Source organism: Leifsonia poae (genome assembly GCF_050632195.1).
GTDB classification, from domain to species: domain Bacteria; phylum Actinomycetota; class Actinomycetes; order Actinomycetales; family Microbacteriaceae; genus Leifsonia; species Leifsonia poae_C.
Genome location: NZ_CP192580.1, coordinates 1,994,533 through 2,013,051, shown reverse-complemented (window position 1 = coordinate 2,013,051; position 18,519 = coordinate 1,994,533). Strand labels below are relative to the sequence as shown.

Annotated in this window: 16 protein-coding genes and 3 pseudogenes; 6 read left to right on the top strand and 13 right to left on the bottom strand. The window is 66.8% G+C overall.

Annotated elements, in window-relative coordinates; translation table 11 throughout:
* Positions 1-42: 42 nt before the first annotated feature.
* Complete coding sequence (map, locus tag ACQ86A_RS10215; RefSeq protein WP_431276985.1) at positions 43-810, top strand: type I methionyl aminopeptidase; 768 nt, start codon at positions 43-45, stop codon at positions 808-810.
* A 22-nt stretch (positions 811-832) separates the two neighbouring features.
* Here the strand turns inward: map and trmD are convergent.
* Both trmD and ACQ86A_RS10205 read right to left on the bottom strand, forming a co-directional pair.
* A pseudogene (gene trmD / locus ACQ86A_RS10210) lies at positions 833-1,524 on the bottom strand (tRNA (guanosine(37)-N1)-methyltransferase TrmD).
* A gap of 28 nt (positions 1,525-1,552) precedes the next feature.
* A pseudogene (locus tag ACQ86A_RS10205) lies at positions 1,553-2,775 on the bottom strand (MFS transporter).
* Positions 2,776-2,827: 52 nt separating this feature from the next.
* Here ACQ86A_RS10205 and ACQ86A_RS10200 point away from each other — a divergent pair.
* Both ACQ86A_RS10200 and ACQ86A_RS10195 read left to right on the top strand, forming a co-directional pair.
* The gene (locus ACQ86A_RS10200) at positions 2,828-3,124 is read left to right on the top strand and encodes a GntR family transcriptional regulator (RefSeq protein ID WP_431276984.1); all 297 of its coding nucleotides are present in this window, start codon (positions 2,828-2,830) and stop codon (positions 3,122-3,124) included.
* Positions 3,010-3,489 carry an FCD domain-containing protein gene (locus ACQ86A_RS10195; RefSeq protein WP_431280420.1) on the top strand — a complete coding sequence of 160 codons (480 nt, stop codon included), beginning with the start codon at positions 3,010-3,012 and terminating at the stop codon, positions 3,487-3,489. Before ACQ86A_RS10200 ends, ACQ86A_RS10195 begins: the two co-directional genes overlap by 115 nt.
* A 44-nt stretch (positions 3,490-3,533) precedes the next feature.
* Here the strand turns inward: ACQ86A_RS10195 and rimM are convergent, their stop codons facing one another.
* Genes rimM through rpsP form a run of 3 tightly spaced genes read right to left on the bottom strand, consistent with a single transcriptional unit; the run spans position 3,534 to position 4,907 of the window.
* The gene (rimM, locus tag ACQ86A_RS10190) at positions 3,534-4,181 is read right to left on the bottom strand and encodes a ribosome maturation factor RimM (protein WP_431276983.1); all 648 of its coding nucleotides are present in this window, start codon (positions 4,179-4,181) and stop codon (positions 3,534-3,536) included.
* A gap of 1 nt (position 4,182) precedes the next feature.
* Positions 4,183-4,419 carry an RNA-binding protein gene (locus ACQ86A_RS10185; protein ID WP_223690251.1) on the bottom strand — a complete coding sequence of 79 codons (237 nt, stop codon included), beginning with the start codon at positions 4,417-4,419 and terminating at the stop codon, positions 4,183-4,185.
* A gap of 2 nt (positions 4,420-4,421) precedes the next feature.
* Entirely contained in the window at positions 4,422-4,907 is a 486-nt protein-coding gene (gene rpsP, locus ACQ86A_RS10180) for a 30S ribosomal protein S16 (protein WP_431276982.1), read from the bottom strand.
* 183 nt (positions 4,908-5,090) lie between these two features.
* Between rpsP and ACQ86A_RS10175 the strand changes: the two genes are divergently transcribed.
* Positions 5,091-6,227 carry a glutamate--cysteine ligase gene (locus tag ACQ86A_RS10175; RefSeq protein ID WP_431280419.1) on the top strand — a complete coding sequence of 379 codons (1,137 nt, stop codon included), beginning with the start codon at positions 5,091-5,093 and terminating at the stop codon, positions 6,225-6,227.
* A 61-nt stretch (positions 6,228-6,288) separates the two neighbouring features.
* Positions 6,289-6,984 (top strand): SGNH/GDSL hydrolase family protein, encoded by a 696-nt coding sequence (locus ACQ86A_RS10170; protein WP_431276981.1) that lies wholly within the window; start codon positions 6,289-6,291, stop codon positions 6,982-6,984.
* Between the two features lie 40 nt (positions 6,985-7,024).
* On the opposite strand, the pseudogene ffh reads toward ACQ86A_RS10170, so the two are convergent.
* From ffh to ftsY, 3 genes and pseudogenes are all read right to left on the bottom strand, one after another.
* Positions 7,025-8,592: pseudogene (ffh, locus tag ACQ86A_RS10165) on the bottom strand (signal recognition particle protein).
* An 88-nt stretch (positions 8,593-8,680) separates the two neighbouring features.
* Positions 8,681-9,184: a DUF2004 domain-containing protein gene (locus ACQ86A_RS10160; RefSeq protein WP_431276980.1), complete on the bottom strand. Its 504-nt coding sequence runs from the start codon at positions 9,182-9,184 to the stop codon at positions 8,681-8,683.
* A gap of 9 nt (positions 9,185-9,193) precedes the next feature.
* Positions 9,194-10,069: a signal recognition particle-docking protein FtsY gene (gene ftsY, locus ACQ86A_RS10155; protein ID WP_431276979.1), complete on the bottom strand. Its 876-nt coding sequence runs from the start codon at positions 10,067-10,069 to the stop codon at positions 9,194-9,196.
* Positions 10,070-10,099: 30 nt separating this feature from the next.
* Here ftsY and ACQ86A_RS10150 point away from each other — a divergent pair, with 30 nt between their 5' ends.
* Positions 10,100-10,903 (top strand): CHAD domain-containing protein, encoded by an 804-nt coding sequence (locus tag ACQ86A_RS10150; protein WP_431276978.1) that lies wholly within the window; start codon positions 10,100-10,102, stop codon positions 10,901-10,903.
* Here ACQ86A_RS10150 and smc read toward each other — a convergent pair.
* The 5 genes from smc to ACQ86A_RS10125 all read right to left on the bottom strand — a co-directional run bounded on the left by smc (position 10,900) and on the right by ACQ86A_RS10125 (position 18,449).
* Entirely contained in the window at positions 10,900-14,475 is a 3,576-nt protein-coding gene (gene smc / locus ACQ86A_RS10145) for a chromosome segregation protein SMC (RefSeq protein ID WP_431276977.1), read from the bottom strand. The genes ACQ86A_RS10150 and smc overlap by 4 nt on opposite strands.
* Before the next feature lie 159 nt (positions 14,476-14,634).
* The gene (locus tag ACQ86A_RS10140; protein WP_431276976.1) at positions 14,635-15,348 is read right to left on the bottom strand and encodes an ABC transporter ATP-binding protein; all 714 of its coding nucleotides are present in this window, start codon (positions 15,346-15,348) and stop codon (positions 14,635-14,637) included.
* Positions 15,335-16,243 carry an ABC transporter ATP-binding protein gene (locus ACQ86A_RS10135; protein ID WP_431276975.1) on the bottom strand — a complete coding sequence of 303 codons (909 nt, stop codon included), beginning with the start codon at positions 16,241-16,243 and terminating at the stop codon, positions 15,335-15,337. The genes ACQ86A_RS10140 and ACQ86A_RS10135 overlap by 14 nt, the downstream gene beginning before the upstream one ends.
* Positions 16,240-17,445: a branched-chain amino acid ABC transporter permease gene (locus tag ACQ86A_RS10130; protein ID WP_431276974.1), complete on the bottom strand. Its 1,206-nt coding sequence runs from the start codon at positions 17,443-17,445 to the stop codon at positions 16,240-16,242. Before ACQ86A_RS10130 ends, ACQ86A_RS10135 begins: the two co-directional genes overlap by 4 nt.
* On the bottom strand, positions 17,442-18,449 hold the full coding sequence (locus tag ACQ86A_RS10125) for a branched-chain amino acid ABC transporter permease (RefSeq protein WP_431276973.1): 1,008 nt from the start codon (positions 18,447-18,449) through the stop codon (positions 17,442-17,444). Before ACQ86A_RS10125 ends, ACQ86A_RS10130 begins: the two co-directional genes overlap by 4 nt.
* Positions 18,450-18,519 lie beyond the last annotated feature (70 nt).

Here is an 18,519-nt window from a genome sequence, read left to right as displayed (position 1 = left end):
CCGTGGGCGTGAAAAACTGTCCTGGACAGAAACGAGGATCGCGTGATCGAACTGAGAACCCCCGCCGAGATCGAGCAGATGCGCCCGGCAGGCCGTTTCGTCGCAGACGTCCTGCGGCAGACCGCGGCCGCAGCCAGGGTGGGCACGAATCTGCTGGAGCTCGACAGGATCGCGCACGACCTCATCCGGAAGGCCGGTGCCGAGTCGAGCTACCTCGACTATCACCCGTCGTTCGGAGCGAGCCCGTTCGGCAAGGTGATCTGCACGTCGGTGAACGACGCGGTGCTGCACGGTCTTCCCCACGATTACCGGCTGCGGGACGGCGACCTCCTCAGCCTCGACTTCGCCGCCGGCGTCGACGGCTGGGTGGCGGACTCGGCGCTCAGCATCGTGGTCGGCGAGGCACGGGATGAGGACCTCCGTCTCATCGAGACGACGCGCCGTGCCCTGACAGCCGGGATCGAGGCCGCGCAGCCCGCTAACAAGATCGGTGACATCTCCGCCGCCATCGCCGCCGTCGCCCACGCCGAGGGGTACTCCATCAACACGCAGTTCGGCGGGCATGGCGTCGGACGCACGATGCACGGCGACCCGCATATCCCCAACGACGGGCGTGCCGGCCGTGGCTACCCGTTGCGCGCGGGTCTCGTTCTCGCCATCGAGCCGTGGTTCCTCGAGACGACGGACGAGATCTTCACCGACCCCGACGGCTGGACCCTGCGCAGCGCGGACGGATCCAGGGGTGCCCACTCCGAGCACACCATCGCGATCACCGAGACCGGACCGATCGTCCTGACCGCGCGCGACTGAGAGTCGGCACGCGTGGACAGCGTCAGACAGGCGGCAGGAGATCGGGACGCACGCGTGCGGTGCGTTCCAGCTGCTGCTCACGGCGCCATGCGGCGATGGCGCCATGGTTGCCGGAGAGCAGGATCGGCGGAACCTCTCGGCCGCGCCAGACGGCCGGCTTGGTATAGCTCGGGTACTCGAGCAGCCCGTCTTCGTGCGACTCCTGCACCAGGCTCTCGGGGTTGCCGACGACGCCAGGGATGAGCCGCCCGATCGCCTCGATCATCGCCATCGTGGCGACCTCTCCCCCGTTGAGCACGTAGTCGCCGAGGCTCATCAGACGAACCCGGGCACGGGACGCCGTCTCGTCGAAGACGCGCTGGTCGATGCCCTCATACCGCCCGCATCCGAAGACCAGGTGCTGCTCCTCCGCCAACTCGCGGGCGACGGCCTGGGTGAAGACCTCCCCGGCAGGCGACGGGAAGATGACCAGCGGATCGCCGGGGCTCGCGTCGAGGATGCCGTCGAGCGCATCCCCCACGGCTCGGGCTTCATGACCATGCCGGCGCCCCCGCCGTACGGTGTGTCGTCGACCGTTCGGTGGCGATCGTGCGTGTGTTCCCGCAGATTGTGCACGCCGAGATCGATGATCCCGGACTGGCGGGCCTTGCCGAGGAGCGAGATGTCAAGCACATCGAAGAACTCGGGGAAGATCGTGACGATGTCGATGCGCATGACGGAAATTCTATGGGCGTCGCCCGCGCTAGGCCGCCACGGTCTCGGCCGGCACCACCTGGAGCTCGCGCTCGCGAGGCACCAACGGCGTCGCAACGGCTGGGCAGAGCGCGACAAGGGCGAAGGCGAACGGATACCCGACCAGCGTGATGAGGCCGCCGACGGCCGGGCCGACGACAGAGGCGGCGAGGAACTGACCCGTGTTCTGAGCGCCGAGCGCTCGACCCGACCAGAACGGTCCGGCGATCTCCGCGACCGAGGTGTACGCCAGACCGTTGTCCGCGACGGTGACGATGGCTGCGACGATCAAAATGACCGCCGCCCAGACGGCCCCCAGCGAGGAGGCGACCGCCATTGACAGCATCACGGCGACCGCAGCCAGTGACACCCACCGCAACGGTCTCAGGTGGCTGCCGACACGGTCGCTCAGCACCCCGACCCCGATCCGGCCGATGGCACCGGCGAACTGGCTGACACCGATGACGATTCCCGCTCCCAGCGAGGAGAAGTGCAGCTGGGTGACCAGCCAGACGAGTCCGAACGTCGACACCGTGAACTGCGGCACGACGAGCAGCATCGAGACACCGTGGATGCGCCAGAGCAGCGAGGTCTCCCGGTACGGACGCCACGCGGCCTGGGGATGCGCATCCCCGCCCGCGACCTGTCGGGGCGGACGCGGCGGATCGACGATCCAGATCGCGCAGAGCACGGCCGAGATCGCGCAGAGGACCGCCGGCACGACCAGCGCGGCGGCGATCCCGCCCGACGCGGCGAGCTGCGGGACCGTCAGGGCGGCGACAGCGACGCCCAGCGGCTGGCACATCTGACGGATGCCCATCGCGAGCCCCCGACGCTCCTTCGGGAACCAGCCGATCACGACGCGGCCGCTAGCAGCGTTGGGGCTTGCCGCGGCCATCCCGCCGATGAGGAACAGCGCTCCGAGGCTGATGTAGTCGCTCGCGAACATGGCCGCGAACCCGGCCAGCGCGGTGATGGCGAGTCCGGATGCGATCACCCATCTCTCCCCGATCCGGTCGCTGAGCGCACCCCAGGCGATCAGCGTGATCACGAGCCCCAGAGTCGGCGCCGACGCAAGGAGGCCCGCCTGAGCAGAGAGAGACCCCGCTCGGTGTGCAGCAACGGGATGAGAAACGCCGGCGTGCTGACGAACACCGTGGAGCTGGCTTGAGCGAGCACTCCGAAGCTCAGCATCAGCCAGGGCCGGGGTGTTCGCGTCTGGGTGGAGGCCATGTGGTATACCCTAGCGGTATACCACGACGGTATACCAAACAGAGAGGGCGTCTTGGCCGAACAAACGCATGTCTACGATCGTCTTCGCTCGCAGATCCTCGACCTCGACAGAATGCCGGGCGCGCGACTCACCGAGCGTGGCCTGGAGACCGAGCTCGGCGCATCCCGAACCCCGCTGCGTGCGGCGCTCATGCGCCTCGAGGCCGACGGGCTGGTCGAGCGCGACGGGAGGGCCTGGCAGGTCTCCCCATCGACCTCGGCGAGATCATCCGACTCAGCGAGCTGCGGGATGCGGTCGAGACCGCGGCCGCGCGCCTCAGCTGTGCGCGGGCGAGCGACGAAGAGGTGACGGCGCTCAGAGAGCGGCTCGGCGCGTTCGTGCTCGACGGTCCGAGCGAGGCGAGCGTGAGGGCGGGCACGCATTTCCACGTCGACCTGGCCGGGCTCTCGGGCAATCACTTCTTCGCCGACGCCGTCGACTCCGCCATGACCCGACTGGCGAGAACTCGCTGGCTCGAGGTGCGCACGGAGGACGCGCGCCGCGCCGCGTGGGCCGAGCACTGCGAGATCGTGGACCTGATCGCAGCAAGGGATGCGGACGCCGCCGCTCAGCACATCCACCATCACATCGTGGCCACCCACGAACGGCTGCTGGCCGCTCTGGATGCGGACACCCGGTCGCTCAGGGCGCGCGGGCTCGCGATCGTGCGTTAGCAAGAAAACAGAAGAGCCCCGACCGGATGGTCGGGGCTCTTCTGTTACTCGGAAGGTTTGTCGTCGGGGTCTGGCGATTCGGATTCGGCCTCGGCCTCGGCCTCAGGCTCCTCCGGCTCCTCGGGCAGTTCTTCGAACAGCCCGATCGGCGGCGTGAGCGTCAGCGTTCCTGCCGCGAGATCGACCTCGGGCACGATCGCCTTGACGAACGGAACGAGCACCTCGCCGTCAGCGGTCTTGATCGCGAGCAGATCCTGAGCAGGCAGGTGATCGACGCGAGCGACGAGACCGACCTTGACACCGTCGCGGAGCGCGTCCAGCCCGACCAGTTGGTGGTCGTACCAGGCGTCTTCCTCTTCGGGGAGCTCCTTCGGATCCTGACTGACCCAGAGGATCGCCTTGATCAAAGACTCGGCCTCCGTGCGGTCGTCGACTCCCTTGAAGAAGCCGACCGCATGGGCGTTGTACCAGCGCAGTTCGACCAGTTCGAGCGTCTTGCCGTGCCACTTCGACGCGGTCGGCACCTGCAGGGTGAAGATCGCGCCGGGGGCGAACCGCTTCTCGGGCTCGTCCGTGTAGAGCTCCACCTTGATGGCGCCCTTCAGGCCGTGCGCCTTGACGAGCCGACCGACTCGGAGCTGCGTCTGATCGGACCGTGGACCGTCAGCCGGGGGCAGCTTGTGTTCGGCCACCTCAGTCGTCGGTGTCGACGACGTCGACGCGAACGCGACGTCCGTCTGCCAGCGCGGCCACGAGCGTGCGCAGCGCCTTGGCGGTGCGACCGGCCCGGCCGATGACCCGGCCGAGGTCCTCGGGGTTCACACGAACCTCGAGGACCTCGCCGCGGGGCGAACTCTTTGCAACGACGTGCACGTCGTCGGGGTGATCGACGATCCCCTTGACGAGGTGTGCCAGTGCGGGAGCGAGCAAGGCTACGCCTTCTCGCCGTCGGCAGCAGCCTCGGTGATCTCCTCGGCGGCCTCGACCACCTCGGCCTCGGCGGCTTCCTCAGCCTCGACCTCGGACTCGACGACGGCCTCAGCCTCGGCGACGACCTCGGCGGGCTTCTCGGCCTTCGGCTTCAGAACCGGCTTCTTCTTCTCGTCGACCTGGAACTCAGCCTTGGCTTCCTTGGTCTTGACGGTGCTGACAGCGTTCTTGTCGCCCTTGAACTTGCCCCAGTCGCCGGTGAGCTTGAGGAGTGCGAGAACCTGCTCGCTCGGCTGGGCGCCGACGCCGAGCCAGTACTGAGCACGCTCCGAGTCGACCTGGATGACCGAGGGCTCCTCGGTCGGGTGGTACAGACCGATCTCCTCGATGACACGACCGTCGCGCTTGGTGCGCGAGTCGGCAACGACGATGCGGTAGTACGGGGCGCGGATCTTGCCGAGGCGCTTCAGACGGATTTTGACAGCCACAATTCTCCTGTGTTGTATGAGGTGTTTGACGAACTGACTGCCGTGAGCGTGGGGGCACACTCGGCAGGAGGTCTAAGGGTTTCTGCGCGAACTTGATTAGAGGGTCGAGTAAGCACGGAACTCAACTAGCTATTCTGTCAGATATCGCCGCCCTTGAATAATCGGATGAACGGGACGTTCAGTATGCAGATCGAATTCTCGGAATCCGAGCGCTCCACAGTCGGCGTCGAATGGGAGCTCGCGCTCGTCGACGGATCCACCGGCGAGCTGGTGAACATCGCCGAGGACGTGCTGCGCGAGCTCGGCACGCCCGACGGCCGCGAACATCCCCAGATCACCCACGAGTTGCTCCTCAACACGATCGAGCTGGTCAGCCGCGTCCACCACACCGTGCCCGCTGCGATCGCCGATCTGCAGGAGCTCATCAGGCTCGTGCGCGGAGTGACCGACCCGCTCGGTGTCGAACTGATGTGCGCGGGAACGCATCCGTTCGCCCAGTGGTACGAGCAGAAGGTCACACCGAACGAGCGCTACGACCGGCTGCTCGACCGCACGCAGTGGTGGGGCCGCCAGATGATGATCTGGGGCATTCATGTGCATGTGGGGATCGACGACCGCGATAAGGCCCTTCCGATCGTCAACGGCCTCCTCACGTACTATCCGCATCTGCAGGCCCTCAGCGCCTCGAGCCCGTACTGGGCCGGGGCGCACACCGGATACGCGTCCAACCGTGCGCTGATGTTCCAGCAGCTGCCCACGGCCGGTCTGCCCTGGCAGTTCGGAACCTGGGCGAACTACGAGGAGTACGTGCAAGATCTGGTGACGACCGGCGTCGTGACCGATCACTCGGAAGTGCGCTGGGACATCCGCCCCTCTCCGAAATGGGGAACCGTGGAGATGCGGGCGTGCGACGGCCTGTCGACGGCCGACGAGGTCGGGGCGGTGGCGGCTCTCATCCATTGTCTGACCGACCGGATGTCCGGACAGCTCGATGATGGCGTCGAGCCCGTCACACTGCAGCCGTGGTTCGTGCGCGAGAACAAGTGGCGGGCCGCCCGTTACGGCCTCGACGCCGAGATCATCGTGGCTCCCGACGGCGAGGAGCGCCTCGTCTCGGACGCACTTCGCGACCTCGTCGTGGACCTCGCGCCTGAGGCCGAACGGCTCGGCTGCCTGGCAGAACTCGAGACGGTGGACGTCATCCTGCGCACCGGTGCGAGCTACCAGCGGCAGCTCAAAGTCGCCGAAGCGAACGGTGGGAGTCTGCAGGCCGTGGTGAGTTCGCTCACGCACGAGTTGCGCTCCGGACTTCCTCGCTGAGACACGCGCCCGCATCCACAGCGTTCACGCAGTTTCGCAGTACTACTCTCGGCTCGTGCGCATGTCAACCCGTAGCCTCCGAGTGGCTGCCCTCGTGGCGCTGACGGCGTCGGCCGCACTCCTCGCAGGTTGCTCTGCCGCACCTGTTCAACGGCCCGTGGCCGCAGTCGGCACGCCCGTCGCCGCGCCCGCGCCCCAGCATCAGATTCAGGCGGTCGCGATCGGCGACTCGATCGCCTTCGGCAAGGGCGTGAAGCCCGATGAGGCGTGGCCCGCGCTGGTCGCAGCGGCGCACAACTGGAAGCTGACCGACCTGGCTGTCTCCGGCTCCGGGTTCGTCAAGCCGGGCTGGAACGGCACGACGTTCCAGCAGCAGGTCGACCGCGCTCTGCAGCTCAAGCCCGACTGCATCCTGATCGCCGCCACTCGCAACGACCGGGATCAAGACCCCGCACTCGTCGAGAAGAAGAGCACGGAGATGCTCGATGCCCTCCGTGACGCGTTCCCGAAGGCACGGATCATCGGGATCACCGCCGTCTGGGGCTCGGATCAGCCGCCGGCAACGATGACCAGGGTCGATGAGATCGTCCGCAAGTCGGTTACCGGCGTCGACGGCACGTTCCTCGACATCGGCTTCCCGCTCGTCGGCCACACCGCGTGGCTGCAGCCGGACCAGATCCACCCCAACGTCTCCGGACAGGTCGAAGTGGCCAAGACCATCGAAGAGAAGCTGGCGACGCTCAACCTCGCCCTGTAGACGTGGCGGTGCCGCCCGCGCGTCGGGTGCCGCCTTCGGCCTAGCGGCCGAGGAACTTCTGCAGCGAGGCGAGCTCTTCCTCTGACGGGCCGCCGGGCTTGCCGCCCGGCGCACCAAGACCGAATCCTGAACCCGCTGCGGCTCCCGTGGGCTTCGCGCCCGAGGCCAGCGCCGCGTTCTCGGCCGCCCGCTTCGCCGGGTTGCCGGACTTGGAGCCCTTCTTCTTGGGCTGCTGCGCCTTGCCGCGCCCGCCGCTGAACCCGGCGCCCGGGATCGGACCCATGCCGGGAACGTTCGGGACGCCGCCCTTGGCGACGGTCTTCATCATCTTCGCCGCCTGCTCGAACCGGTTCACCAGCTGGTTCACCTCGGTGACGGTCGAGCCGGAACCCTTGCGATGCGCAGACGACGCGATCCGTTGAGAAGCTTCGGAGTGGTGCGCTCGGCCTTGGTCATCGACTGGATGATCGCCTCGGTGCGCACGATCTCCTTCTCGTCGAAGTTGTCGAGCTGCTGCTTCATCGCGCCGGCGCCCGGGAGCATCCCCATCATCTTCTTGATGGAGCCCATGTCGCGCAGCTGCTGCATCTGCTTGAGGAAGTCGTCGAGAGTGAACGTGTCGGTCGCGAACTTCTCCGCGACCTTGCGCGCCTCCTCCTCGTCGAAGGCCTCCTGCGCCTGCTCGATGAGGGTCAGGATGTCGCCCAGGTCGAGGATGCGGCTCGCCATGCGATCGGGGTGGAACGGCTCGAAGTCGTCGAGCCCCTCACCCGTGGAGGCGAAGATGATCGGACGTCCGGTAACCGACGCCACCGACAGTGCGGCGCCACCGCGGGCGTCGCCGTCGAGCTTTGAAAGCACCACACCGGTGAAGTCGACGCCGTCTTGGAAGGCCTTGGCGGTTGCGACCGCATCCTGACCGATCATGGCGTCTATGACGAAGAGCACCTCGTCGGGGTCGACGGCCTTGCGGATGTCGGCGGCCTGCTTCATGAGTTCCGCGTCGACGCCGAGACGGCCGGCCGTGTCGACGATGACCGTGTCGTACTGCTTGGTCTCGGCGAACTTGAGCGCCTCTTTGGCGACCTTGACCGGGTTGCCGACGCCGTTGCCCGGCTCAGGCGCGAACACCGGAACTCCGGCCTGCTCGCCCACGATCTGCAGCTGGGTGACGGCGTTCGGACGCTGGAGGTCGGCCGCGACAAGGACCGGTGTGTGCCCGTCTTTGACGAGCCACTTGGCCAGCTTGCCGGCGAGGGTCGTCTTACCCGCGCCCTGGAGACCTGCGAGCATGATCACGGTCGGCGGCTTCTTCGCGAACTGCAGACGGCGCTGCTGTCCGCCCAGGATGGCGACCAGCTCTTCGTTGACGATCTGCACGACCTGCTGTGCCGGGTTGAGAGCCTTGTTGACCTCATCGCTCAGGGCGCGCTCACGCACCTTGCCGGTGAACTCCTTGACGACGTCGAGAGCGACGTCGGCGTCGAGGAGTGCGCGCCGGATCTCGCGCACGGTGCCGTCGACGTCGGCGGCAGTCAGCTTGCCTTTGGTGCGGAGGTTTTTGAAGGTGTCTGCGAGCCGGTCAGACAGCGTTCCGAAAGTAGCCATGATCTATCCAGTTTAACGGGCGGATGCTGTGAGCAAGCGCGCATTCAGCCGCGCGCGTACCGGATGTGCGCTCCGAGTTCGGAACGCGCTACGAATCCTGGGTGTCGATCGAGACCACATCGCCCCGGATGTCGAAGCTCACGGTGAGGAGCGCATCCGTCTCGTCGGGGCTGATCGAGTAGTCGAAGGTCGCGAAGACCTCCTCCTCGTCCGGATGGTCGGGCTGGATGACCACTCGCACGAGCTGCAGTGAACGCAGCACGTCCACCGGGATGTCGCCTGAGTTGTAGACGAGCAGGTCGAGCAGCGTGTCGCCGAGCTTCGCGACGTGATCGTCGATGTAGCTGGTGGTCGCGGAGGCGCGTGAACTCAGTTCGGCGATGAGCGCATCCCGAGCCCGCGAGTCGAAACCCTCGAGCGCCTGGATGAGGGCGGCAGCGGCGTCGAGAGCGAACTCGGTGACCGCGGACTCGTCGTCCGCCTGGAGCTCGATCTCGACGACCTGCTCGGACACGTCGGCAGAGTCGCCCCAGGCGAGGCCGCCGCTCGCGGTCTCGTCGATGATCCCGAAGTAGTCGTGCTCGATGGCCATACCGCTCCCCTATCCGACCAGCTGCTGCGCGAAGACGTGAGGCGTGAAACCGGTGAGGTCGTTGATCCCCTCGCCCTGGCCGACGAGCTTGATCGGGATGCCCGTCTTCTCCTGCACAGCGAGGACGAAGCCGCCCTTGGCCGACCCGTCGAGCTTGGTGAGGACGAGACCGGTGACGCCGGCGTGCTCGAGGAAGGCCTCTGCCTGCGCTAGCCCGTTCTGACCCGTGGTGGCGTCGAGTACGAGCAGTACCTCGGCGATCGGCGCCTGCTTCTCGACGACGCGCTTGATCTTCGACATCTCGTCCATCAGGCCGCCCTTGGTCTGCAGTCGTCCTGCGGTGTCGATGATGACGATCTCGGTGCCGTTCTGCTTGGCGAGCTCGACGGTCTGGAACGCGACGGATGCCGGGTCCTGACCCTGCTGCTGCGGCCGTACGATCGACGCCCCCGCTCGCTCGGCCCAAGTCGCCAACTGCTCGACGGCAGCCGCACGGAACGTATCCGCTGCACCGACGACGACGGTGCGGTCGTACGTGCGCAGGAACTTCGCGAACTTGCCGATCGTGGTCGTCTTGCCGACGCCGTTAACACCGACGACGAGCACGACGGCAGGGCGCTCGCTCAGCTTCAAGGTCGTGTCGTACTTCGAGAGACGTTCTTCGAGGGTCTCGCGGAGCATCCGCTGCAGGTCGGCCGGGTCGGTGGTGCGGTAGCGCTCGACCTTGGCGCGCAGGTCGTCGACGATGGCCTCGGTCACGTCCGGTCCGAAATCGGCGGTGATGAGTGCCGTCTCGAGGTCGTCCCAGGTGGTGTCATCGATGGTCTTCTTGGCGAACATGCCCCGCAGAGCGTTCGACAGCGACCAGGGGGTGCGATCTGCCATACGCACGAGCCTAGTTGCTACGGTGTCACCATGTTCGCCCTCGTCCGCCTCTCCGCAGAGCTCGCCGAGCAGCTCATCGCGGTAGAGCTGGGGGGCGAGGATGCGGTGCACCAGGCCCGCACGCGTGTTCGCCGCCTGCGCAGTGTGCTCGGCGTCTACCGCCGAGCGTTCAACAAGGCCGCGGCGAAGGAGCTGAGCGCCCGGCTCAAATCATTGGGCGACGCCCTGGGCCGTGCCCGTGACCTCGAGGTGCGGGCGACCGCCCTCGAGAACCTCCTCGAGGCACAGACTACGCCGGACGTCATGGATGCCGTGCTCTCGTTCGCCGAGGAAGCGCGCCGCGAGTTCGAAGCGGCGGAGCGGGTACTGGTGGCGCGGCTGCAGGGCCGCTCGCACCGCATCCTGTTGGCCGACGTCCAGGAGTTCGCCGCACGACCGCCGCTGCGGAAACGCGCCGAGAAGCATGGCGACGAACTGATCGAGGCGGCGCTGGCGAGAGCGCTGGATCGGGTTCGCATCCCGGAGCCCACGACCTTGGACGAGCGGCACCGCCTCCGCAAGGCCGCGCGCAGACTGCGGTATGCGGCCGAGGCGGTCGCGGACACCCGCGACGTGACCGAGCTCGCGGCCGAGGCCGAGGCGGTGCAAGACGCCTACGGCGACAACCGCGACGGCACGTTGCTTGCGCTCTACCTGCGCGAGCGCTCCTCGGCGACCGAGCTCAGTGCATCCGCGATCGCCGGGATCGCGCGACTCGCCGCTGAGGTAGAGGCGGCAGCGACGGCGAGTCTCGCCGAGGCCGAACCCGCGCTCGACGCACTGCGCAGTAGCTAAGAAGCCTGTTCCTGTGCGATTCGCTGCCCCACCACGGCGGAGACGCCGTCCTGACGCATCGAGACGCCGTAGAGTGCGTCCGCGATCTCCATCGTGCGCTTCTGGTGAGTGATGACGATGAGCTGGCTGGACTCGCGCAGGTCTTCGAAGATCGTGAGCAGGCGACCGAGGTTGGCATCGTCGAGAGCCGCCTCGACCTCGTCCATGATGTAGAACGGGCTGGGGCGCGCCTTGAAGATCGCGATCAGCAGGGCGACCGCCGCCAGAGACCGTTCGCCACCGGACAGCAGCGAGAGCCGCTCGATCTTCTTTCCGGCCGGCTTCACCGAGACCTCGATGCCGGTCGTCAGCAGATCGTCGGGGTTCGTCAGCGAGATGCTGCCCGTTCCGCCAGGGAAGAGGATCGGGAAGACGTAGCCGAAAGCTGCCTTCGTGTCCTCGAACGCCGACTCGAAGATGGTCTGCATCTTCTCGTCGATCTCCTCGATGATCGTCAGCAGGTCTTTGCGGGTGTTCGTGAGGTCGGTGAGCTGCTCGGTGAGGAACTTGTGCCGCTGTTCCAGCGCGGCGAACTCCTCGAGCGCCAGCGGGTTCACGCGCCCGAGCTGTGCGAGCTTGCGGTCGGCTGACGCCAGTCTTCTCTGCTGCTGCTCACGGTTGAACGGGACCGTCTCGACCTCGGCACGGGTGTCAGACTCGGCGGTGGCCGCGCTCTCCTCGTTCTCTTCATGGTCGCGACGATCGACGTCCACCGGGATGGGGACCTCCGGACCGTACTCGGCGACCAGAACGTCCTCGACGAGTCCGAGCTCACTCCCCGCGCGCTCCAAGAGGCTCGAGAGGTGCAGCTTCTTCTCGTAGATCTGCAGTTCGAGCCCGTGCACACTCTCGGTGATGGTCTGCAGTCGCTCGCGAAGAGCGTTCTCCTCGCGCCGGAGCGTGGACAGCTCTTCGTTCTGACTCGCACGCCTGGCCTCCGCCGCTGCGAGCTCGACGCGCGCTTGCGCGACGGAACGGTCTGCCGAATCGAGAACGGCGGGCAGCGCCTCGATCACACCGGTGGCGGCGTCGACTTGACGGCGACGGATGACGGCACGACGGGCCGCCTCCTCGGCTGCGGCACGTTCGGCGTCCAGCTGACGTGCGAGCGCCTCTCCCCTGGCCTGCTCCGCGCGCACGCGCTCCTTGGCGGTCTCGACGTTCAGTCGGGCCTCGACCTCGGCCTCACGCGACGCATCCAGTTCGGCCGAGAGGCTGTCGCGGGCGCTCACATCGAGGATCGGCCGCGGTCGTGAGCGCGCGGCTTCCAGTTCCGCCTTGGCCTTCTCCGCGGCAGCCTCGGCCTCCGCGACCCGGTCGCCTGCGAGAGCGAGCGCAGAGCTCAACCGCTCGTACTCGGCCTGCGAAGCCTCGAGCTGCACTTTGAGTCGGTTCAGCTGCTCGGTCTGGGCTGCCAGCTGCGCGTCGAATGCGCGCAGTGCGGTGAGTGCGGTCTGCGACTGCTCCTTGGCGACCTGCAGCACTCCACGTTGCTCCGCGAGAGCAAACCGGGCCCGGTCGATCAGCGAGGTGACCTCGCCCAGCCTGTCTTGAGCGGTCTCGCGCTCGGCGATCAGCTCGATCCGACTGCGCTTGGCGCCGGAACCGCCGCGGAGCACATAGTCGGTGAGCACATCCCCGCTCTTGGTGATGATGGTGACGGGGGCGCCGAGAGCGCGCTTCGCGAAGGCGGCATGAGCGGCGCGTGCGGCGTCGAGGTCGTCGGCGATCGCAGTCAGGGCGAGGATGCCCAGCACTCCCGCCGGCGCCTCGACCACCGAGCGTGCGGGCACGACGCCCGCGACACCGGAGAGGTCGACGGCAGCGGCGTCCGCATCGGCGATGATGACCTCGACGCGACCTAAGTCGTCGGCGGAGGCGTGGGCGACCGCCTCGAAGGCCCGGTCGCGGTCATCGGCGAGCACAGCATCCGCCAGCGAACCCAGTGCGGCAGCGATCGAGGCTTCGAAACCAGGATGCACGCGGATGTGTTCCGCAACGAGCCCACGGACCCCGGCGAGGCGCGCAGCGACAAGCGCGGCGGAGCCGTCCTTCTGGTCGAGGGCGAGAGACAGCGCACCGGTGCGGGCGGCGAGAGCGTCGCGCTCCCGTTCCAGGACGTGGAGTTCTTCGCGCAGCCGCTCGATCTCCCCCTCGGCCTCGAATACATCGGCCTGCGCGAGCTCGTAGGCCTCGTCGAGGTTGCCCTCGCCGACGTCGGCTGTCGCGGCCTCTGCTTCGCGAGCTGCGAAATCCGCGCGCGCCTTCTCGCGGCGCTCGGTCGCGGCATCGTGCGCGTTCTGCTGGCGGAGGACTTCGCCGCGGACAGCGGCCAGACGCTGGGCGGCGGCGTCGGCCTGCCCGCTCAGCTTCGAGATCTCGAGGTCATGTCTCGAGACGAGAGCGCTCTGTGCCGCGATCTCCTCATCGACCGCATCGAGACGCGATCGCGCCGAGCGCGTGGCGGTCTGGGATGCGGTCCAAGCGGCCTCGGATTCGAGTACGACCGCGCGCAGACGTTCGACTTCGTCGCGCGCATCCTGCACCATCTGAGGGCTCACGCCCGGACCGGAGTCGGGCGCTTCGGCCTGGCTCCCGAGCAGCGCGAGACGCTGGTTGGCCATCGTGTAGAGGTTGCGGAGTCGTTCCTGCACCGACTCGAGGCCGAAGGCCGTGCGCCGGGCCACATCCACCTCGTCGCCCACCTGGGCCTGCTCGAGGCGTGCCACACGAAGCTGCTTCTGTTCGAGCTGCTCCTGCAGCACGATGCGTTCGCTGTGCCGCTCTGACTCGGTGCGACCGTGGTCGTCGAGCGCGGTGCGCAGGGTGACGACCTCGTCGGCGAGCAGGCGAGCGCGGGCGTCGCGCACCACGGCCGCGATCGACTGCGCCTCGCGGGCGATCTCCGCCTGGTGACCCAGCGGCTTCAGCTGCCGACGGATCTCCCCCGCCAGGTCGCTCAGACGGGTCAGGTTGGTCTGCATCGCCTCCAGCTTGCGGAGGGTCTTCTCTTTGCGACGACGATGCTTCAGGATGCCCGCGGCCTCCTCGATGAAGCCGCGCCGATCCTCGGGGCTCGCGTGCAGCACCGCATCCAGCTGCCCCTGACCGACGATGACGTGCATCTCGCGGCCGAGACCGGAGTCGCTGAGCAGTTCCTGCACGTCGAGCAGTCGGCAAGCGGAGCCGTTGATCGCGTACTCGCTGCCGCCGTTCCGGAACAGCGTGCGCGAGATCGTCACCTCGGAGTACTCGATGGGCAGAGCGCCGTCGGAGTTGTCAATCGTGAGCGTGACCTCGGCGCGGCCGAGCGGGCCGCGCGTGGAGGTGCCGGCGAAAATGACGTCTTCCATCTTGCCGCCGCGAAGGGTCTTCGCGCCCTGCTCGCCCATGACCCAGGCGAGCGCATCCACCACATTCGACTTGCCAGAACCGTTCGGGCCGACGACGCAGGTTACGCCCTGTTCGAACGCGAAGGTCGTCGACTGTGCGAAGGACTTGAACCCCTTGAGCGTCAGGCTCTTCAGATACACCTGCGCCCCTTCTTTCTCGCGTCGTACGGAATGTCTGCGCCAAATTTACCCGACCGGCGGCCAGCCTCCGGTCCGCCCCGCCCGGCGCGCGCAATCGAGCCCGGGGTTCTTGCGCCGAAACCGGAGAATCAGCGGGAGAACCCCGGGCTCGAGCGGTGATCAGCCGACGCCGAGATAGGCCTCTTTGATCGCCGGGTTGGCGAGGAGTTCGCGGCCAGTGCCGGAGTTCGTGATGGAACCGGTCTCGAGGACGAACCCACGGTCGGCGCGAGCGAGCGCCTGGTTGGCGTTTTGCTCGACCAAGAGGATGGTCGTGCCCTGCTTGTTGATCTCGCTGATGATCGAGAAGATCTGCTTGATGAACTGCGGGGCGAGACCCATCGAGGGCTCGTCGAGGAGGAGCAGGCGCGGTGAAGACATCAGCGCCCGACCGATCGCGAGCATCTGCTGCTCGCCGCCGGACATTGTGCCGCCGACCTGCGTGCGTCGTTCGGCCAGCCTCGGGAACAGCGAGAAGACCCGATCAAAGTCGGCGGCCATGCCGCTGCGATCCTTGCGGCCGAATGCACCCATGTCGAGGTTCTCGTAGACCGTCATGCCGGGGAAGATCCCCCGACCTTCAGGAGCCTGCGAGATCCCTTTGACGACACGGATGTGCGCCTTCATCTTCGTGATGTCCTGACCGTCGAACATGATGGAGCCCTTCGACGGGTTCAGCAGACCCGAGATGGTCTTCATCGTCGTCGACTTGCCTGCACCGTTGGCCCCGATGAGGCTGACGATCTCGCCCTCCTCGACCGAGAACGACATGTCGTGGATGGCCTCGATGCGTCCATAGGCGACGCTCACGTTCTTCAGCTCAAGCAACGTCATCTTCGGGCTCCCCCAGGTAGGCGGCGATCACGCGCTGGTCGTTGCGGATCACGGTCGGGACGTCGTCGGCGAGCTTGCGGCCGAACTCCAGCACGACGATCCGGTCGGTGACTCCCATCACCAGCCGCATGTCGTGCTCGATCAGCAGCACGGTGTACCCGTCGGCGCGGATCGTGCGGATGAGGTCCATCAGGTCCTCTTTCTCCGCCGGGTTGAAGCCGGCGGCCGGCTCGTCCAGGCAGAGCACCTTGGGGTCGGTCGCGAGCGCTCGTGCGATCTCCAGACGGCGCTGGTATCCGTACGGCAGCTGTCGGGATGCGGTCGTCGCCAGGTCGGCGATCCCCACGAACTCGAGCAGAGCCATCCCTCGTTCGATGGCGGACTTTTCCTCTCGCGTGTGCCGCGGTGTGCGCACCAGGGCGCCGGGGACACTCGTCTTGTGCCGCGCATCCAGACCGACCACCACGTTCTCGAGAGCGCTCATCTCGCCGAACAGCCGGATGTTCTGGAACGTGCGCGCCAGCCCGAGGCGAGTGATCTGGTGCTGCTTCTGACCCTTGATCGATTTGCCCTCCAGCAGCACGTCGCCACTGGTCGGCCTATAGACCCCGGTCATCGCATTGAAGCAGGTGGTCTTGCCTGCGCCGTTCGGACCGATCAACCCGAGGATCTCACCGCGCTTGATGTCGAAACTGACGTTGTCGAGAGCCAAAAGGCCACCGAACTTGACCGTCAGGTTCTTCACCTCGACGATGCTGTCGCCGACCTCGACCGCGATTTCGCGATCAGGTGCGGCGGCGGCCGCGACGTCGAGGTTCACGTCGAGTTCGGCGAGGGCTTCGGGATCGGCACCGGGGGCCAGGCCGTCGGGCACGTTGTCGCGTGCGTCGGTCATGATGCGTCTCCCCTCGGGGTCGGCGTGGTCGTCGGAGTCGACGCGGTGGTGGGCGGCGGCGACTTCGGTTTGTCGACCAGGTACTTGAACGCGTTCCTGCCGTAGGCGAGCAGACGCTGCTTGGCGGGCACGAGACCCTTCGCCCGGAAGATCATCAGCACCACAAGCGCGACACCGAAGATCAGGTACTTGTAGTCGGCGATAGCCGTGAACCGCAGCGGGATGTACGCCACGATCGCGCCACCCAGCAGGGCTCCGACCTTGTTTCCCGTTCCACCGAGCACCACGGCGGCGAGGAACAGGATCGAGGTCTGCACGTCGAACTTCTGGTTGTTGACGAAGCCGACCTGCCCGGCAAAGAGCGCGCCCGAGAGGCCACCCACCGCAGCGCCGATGGCGAACGCCCACACCTTGTACTTGAACGTGGGGACGCCCATGATCTCGGCGGCGTCCTCGTCTTCGCGGATGGCGATCCAGGCGCGGCCGACGCGGCTGCGCTCCAGGTTGCCGACGAGGAGCAGGATCACGATGATGATCGTGATCGTCAGCCAGTACCAGGGCACGCCGTTCGAGTTCGAGAAGATCGGTACACCGTTCGCGTTCTCGCCCGGCGGGTGACCCACGTTCTGGAACCCGACCTGACCCTTCAGCGCGGGGATGATCGTGGCCAGGATGCGCACGATCTCACCGAAGCCGAGCGTCACGATGGCCAGATAGTCACCGCGCAACCGCAGCGTCGGAACACCGAGCACGACACCGAAGATCATCGCGACCGCCATGGCGACCGGGATCGTCCACAGGTACGGGATCTTGATGAACGGCGAGTCCGGGCTGGTGAGCATGGCCGCCGTGTACGACCCCACCGCGAAGAACGCGACGTAGCCGAGGTCGAGGAGTCCGGCATAGCCGACCACCACGTTCAGGCCGACCGCGATCAACGCGTAGACCGCCATTGAGAAGCAGGCCAGCGGCCAGTCGTTGCCGGGTTCGGTGGTGAGCGGGAAGAAGTTCATGTACGGCAGGGCGAAGGCCAATGCCACCACGATGAGCATCCAGAGCCATTGCACCTGGCGGGGCAGACCGTTCCACCGGTTGCGGAAGCCCAGCAGGGGGCCACCCCTCTTGCGTCGAGCCTCGGCCGCATCCTCGGCCTGTTCGCTTCTCGCGTCGGGCAGGACCCGGGGTCCATCTGACGTGCTCATGCTCTGCTCCTCCCCAGTGAGGTACCGAGGATACCGGTGGGCTTGACGAGCAGAACGAGCACCAGCACCACGAAGGCGATGACGTCGGTCCACTGCGAATCACCCAACAGGATCTGTCCGTAGTTTCCGATCAATCCGAGCAGAAGTCCACCCAGGAGGGCGCCGCGCACGTTGCCGATGCCGCCGAGCACCGCGGCGGCGAACGCCTTGATGCCGAGCACGAACCCGCCGGTGTAGATCACACCGGAGGGGACGAGCATCACGTAGAACAGTGCGGCAGCACCGGCGAGGAGACCGCCGAGCACGAACGTGATCACGATGATCCGCTCCTTGTTGACGCCCATGAGGGTCGCGGTGTCGGCATCCTGAGCCACCGCGCGGATGCCGCGGCCGGTGCGGGTGCGCCGGATGAGCATGTCGGTGAGCACCATGAGCACGACGGCCGAGACCACGATGATGATCGAGGTCGTGTTGATGATGGTGCCGAACACGTCGAACACTGCGATCGGCTTGAACATCGTCACCGCCGGCTCGGCGTTCGCGCCGCGGATCACGAAGATCAGCGACTGGATGGCGAACGATGCACCGATGGCCGTGATGAGGAACGCCAGCCGCGGCGCGTTGCGTCTTCGCAACGGTCTGTATGCGACCCGTTCCAGCAGGAAAGCGGTGACGGCCGAGGCCACCATGCCGACGAGGAGGGCGAGCAGGAGATCGCCGATGATCGCCGCCAGCGAGAGATTCGGGACGGACGGCCCGAAACCGAGTGAGGTGAGGGTGATGACCACGCCGTACGCGCCGACGATGAACACCTCGGAGTGCGCGAAGTTGATGAGGTTCAGCACACCGTAGACGAGCGTGTATCCGACTGCGATCAGGCCGTAGATGGCTCCGAAGGTGAGGCCGTCGAACGTGGCGCTCCAGAAGTTCTGTATCAGGGATGGGACATCGAAGTTGATCCACGAGTTGTCGAGGACCGGGTGAAGGACGAGCAGTTCGAGCATTCAAGCATCCAGATCGATGGGGAAGGGACCGCTGGGCGATCCGATCGGGAGCGGACAGGTAGAACGCAGG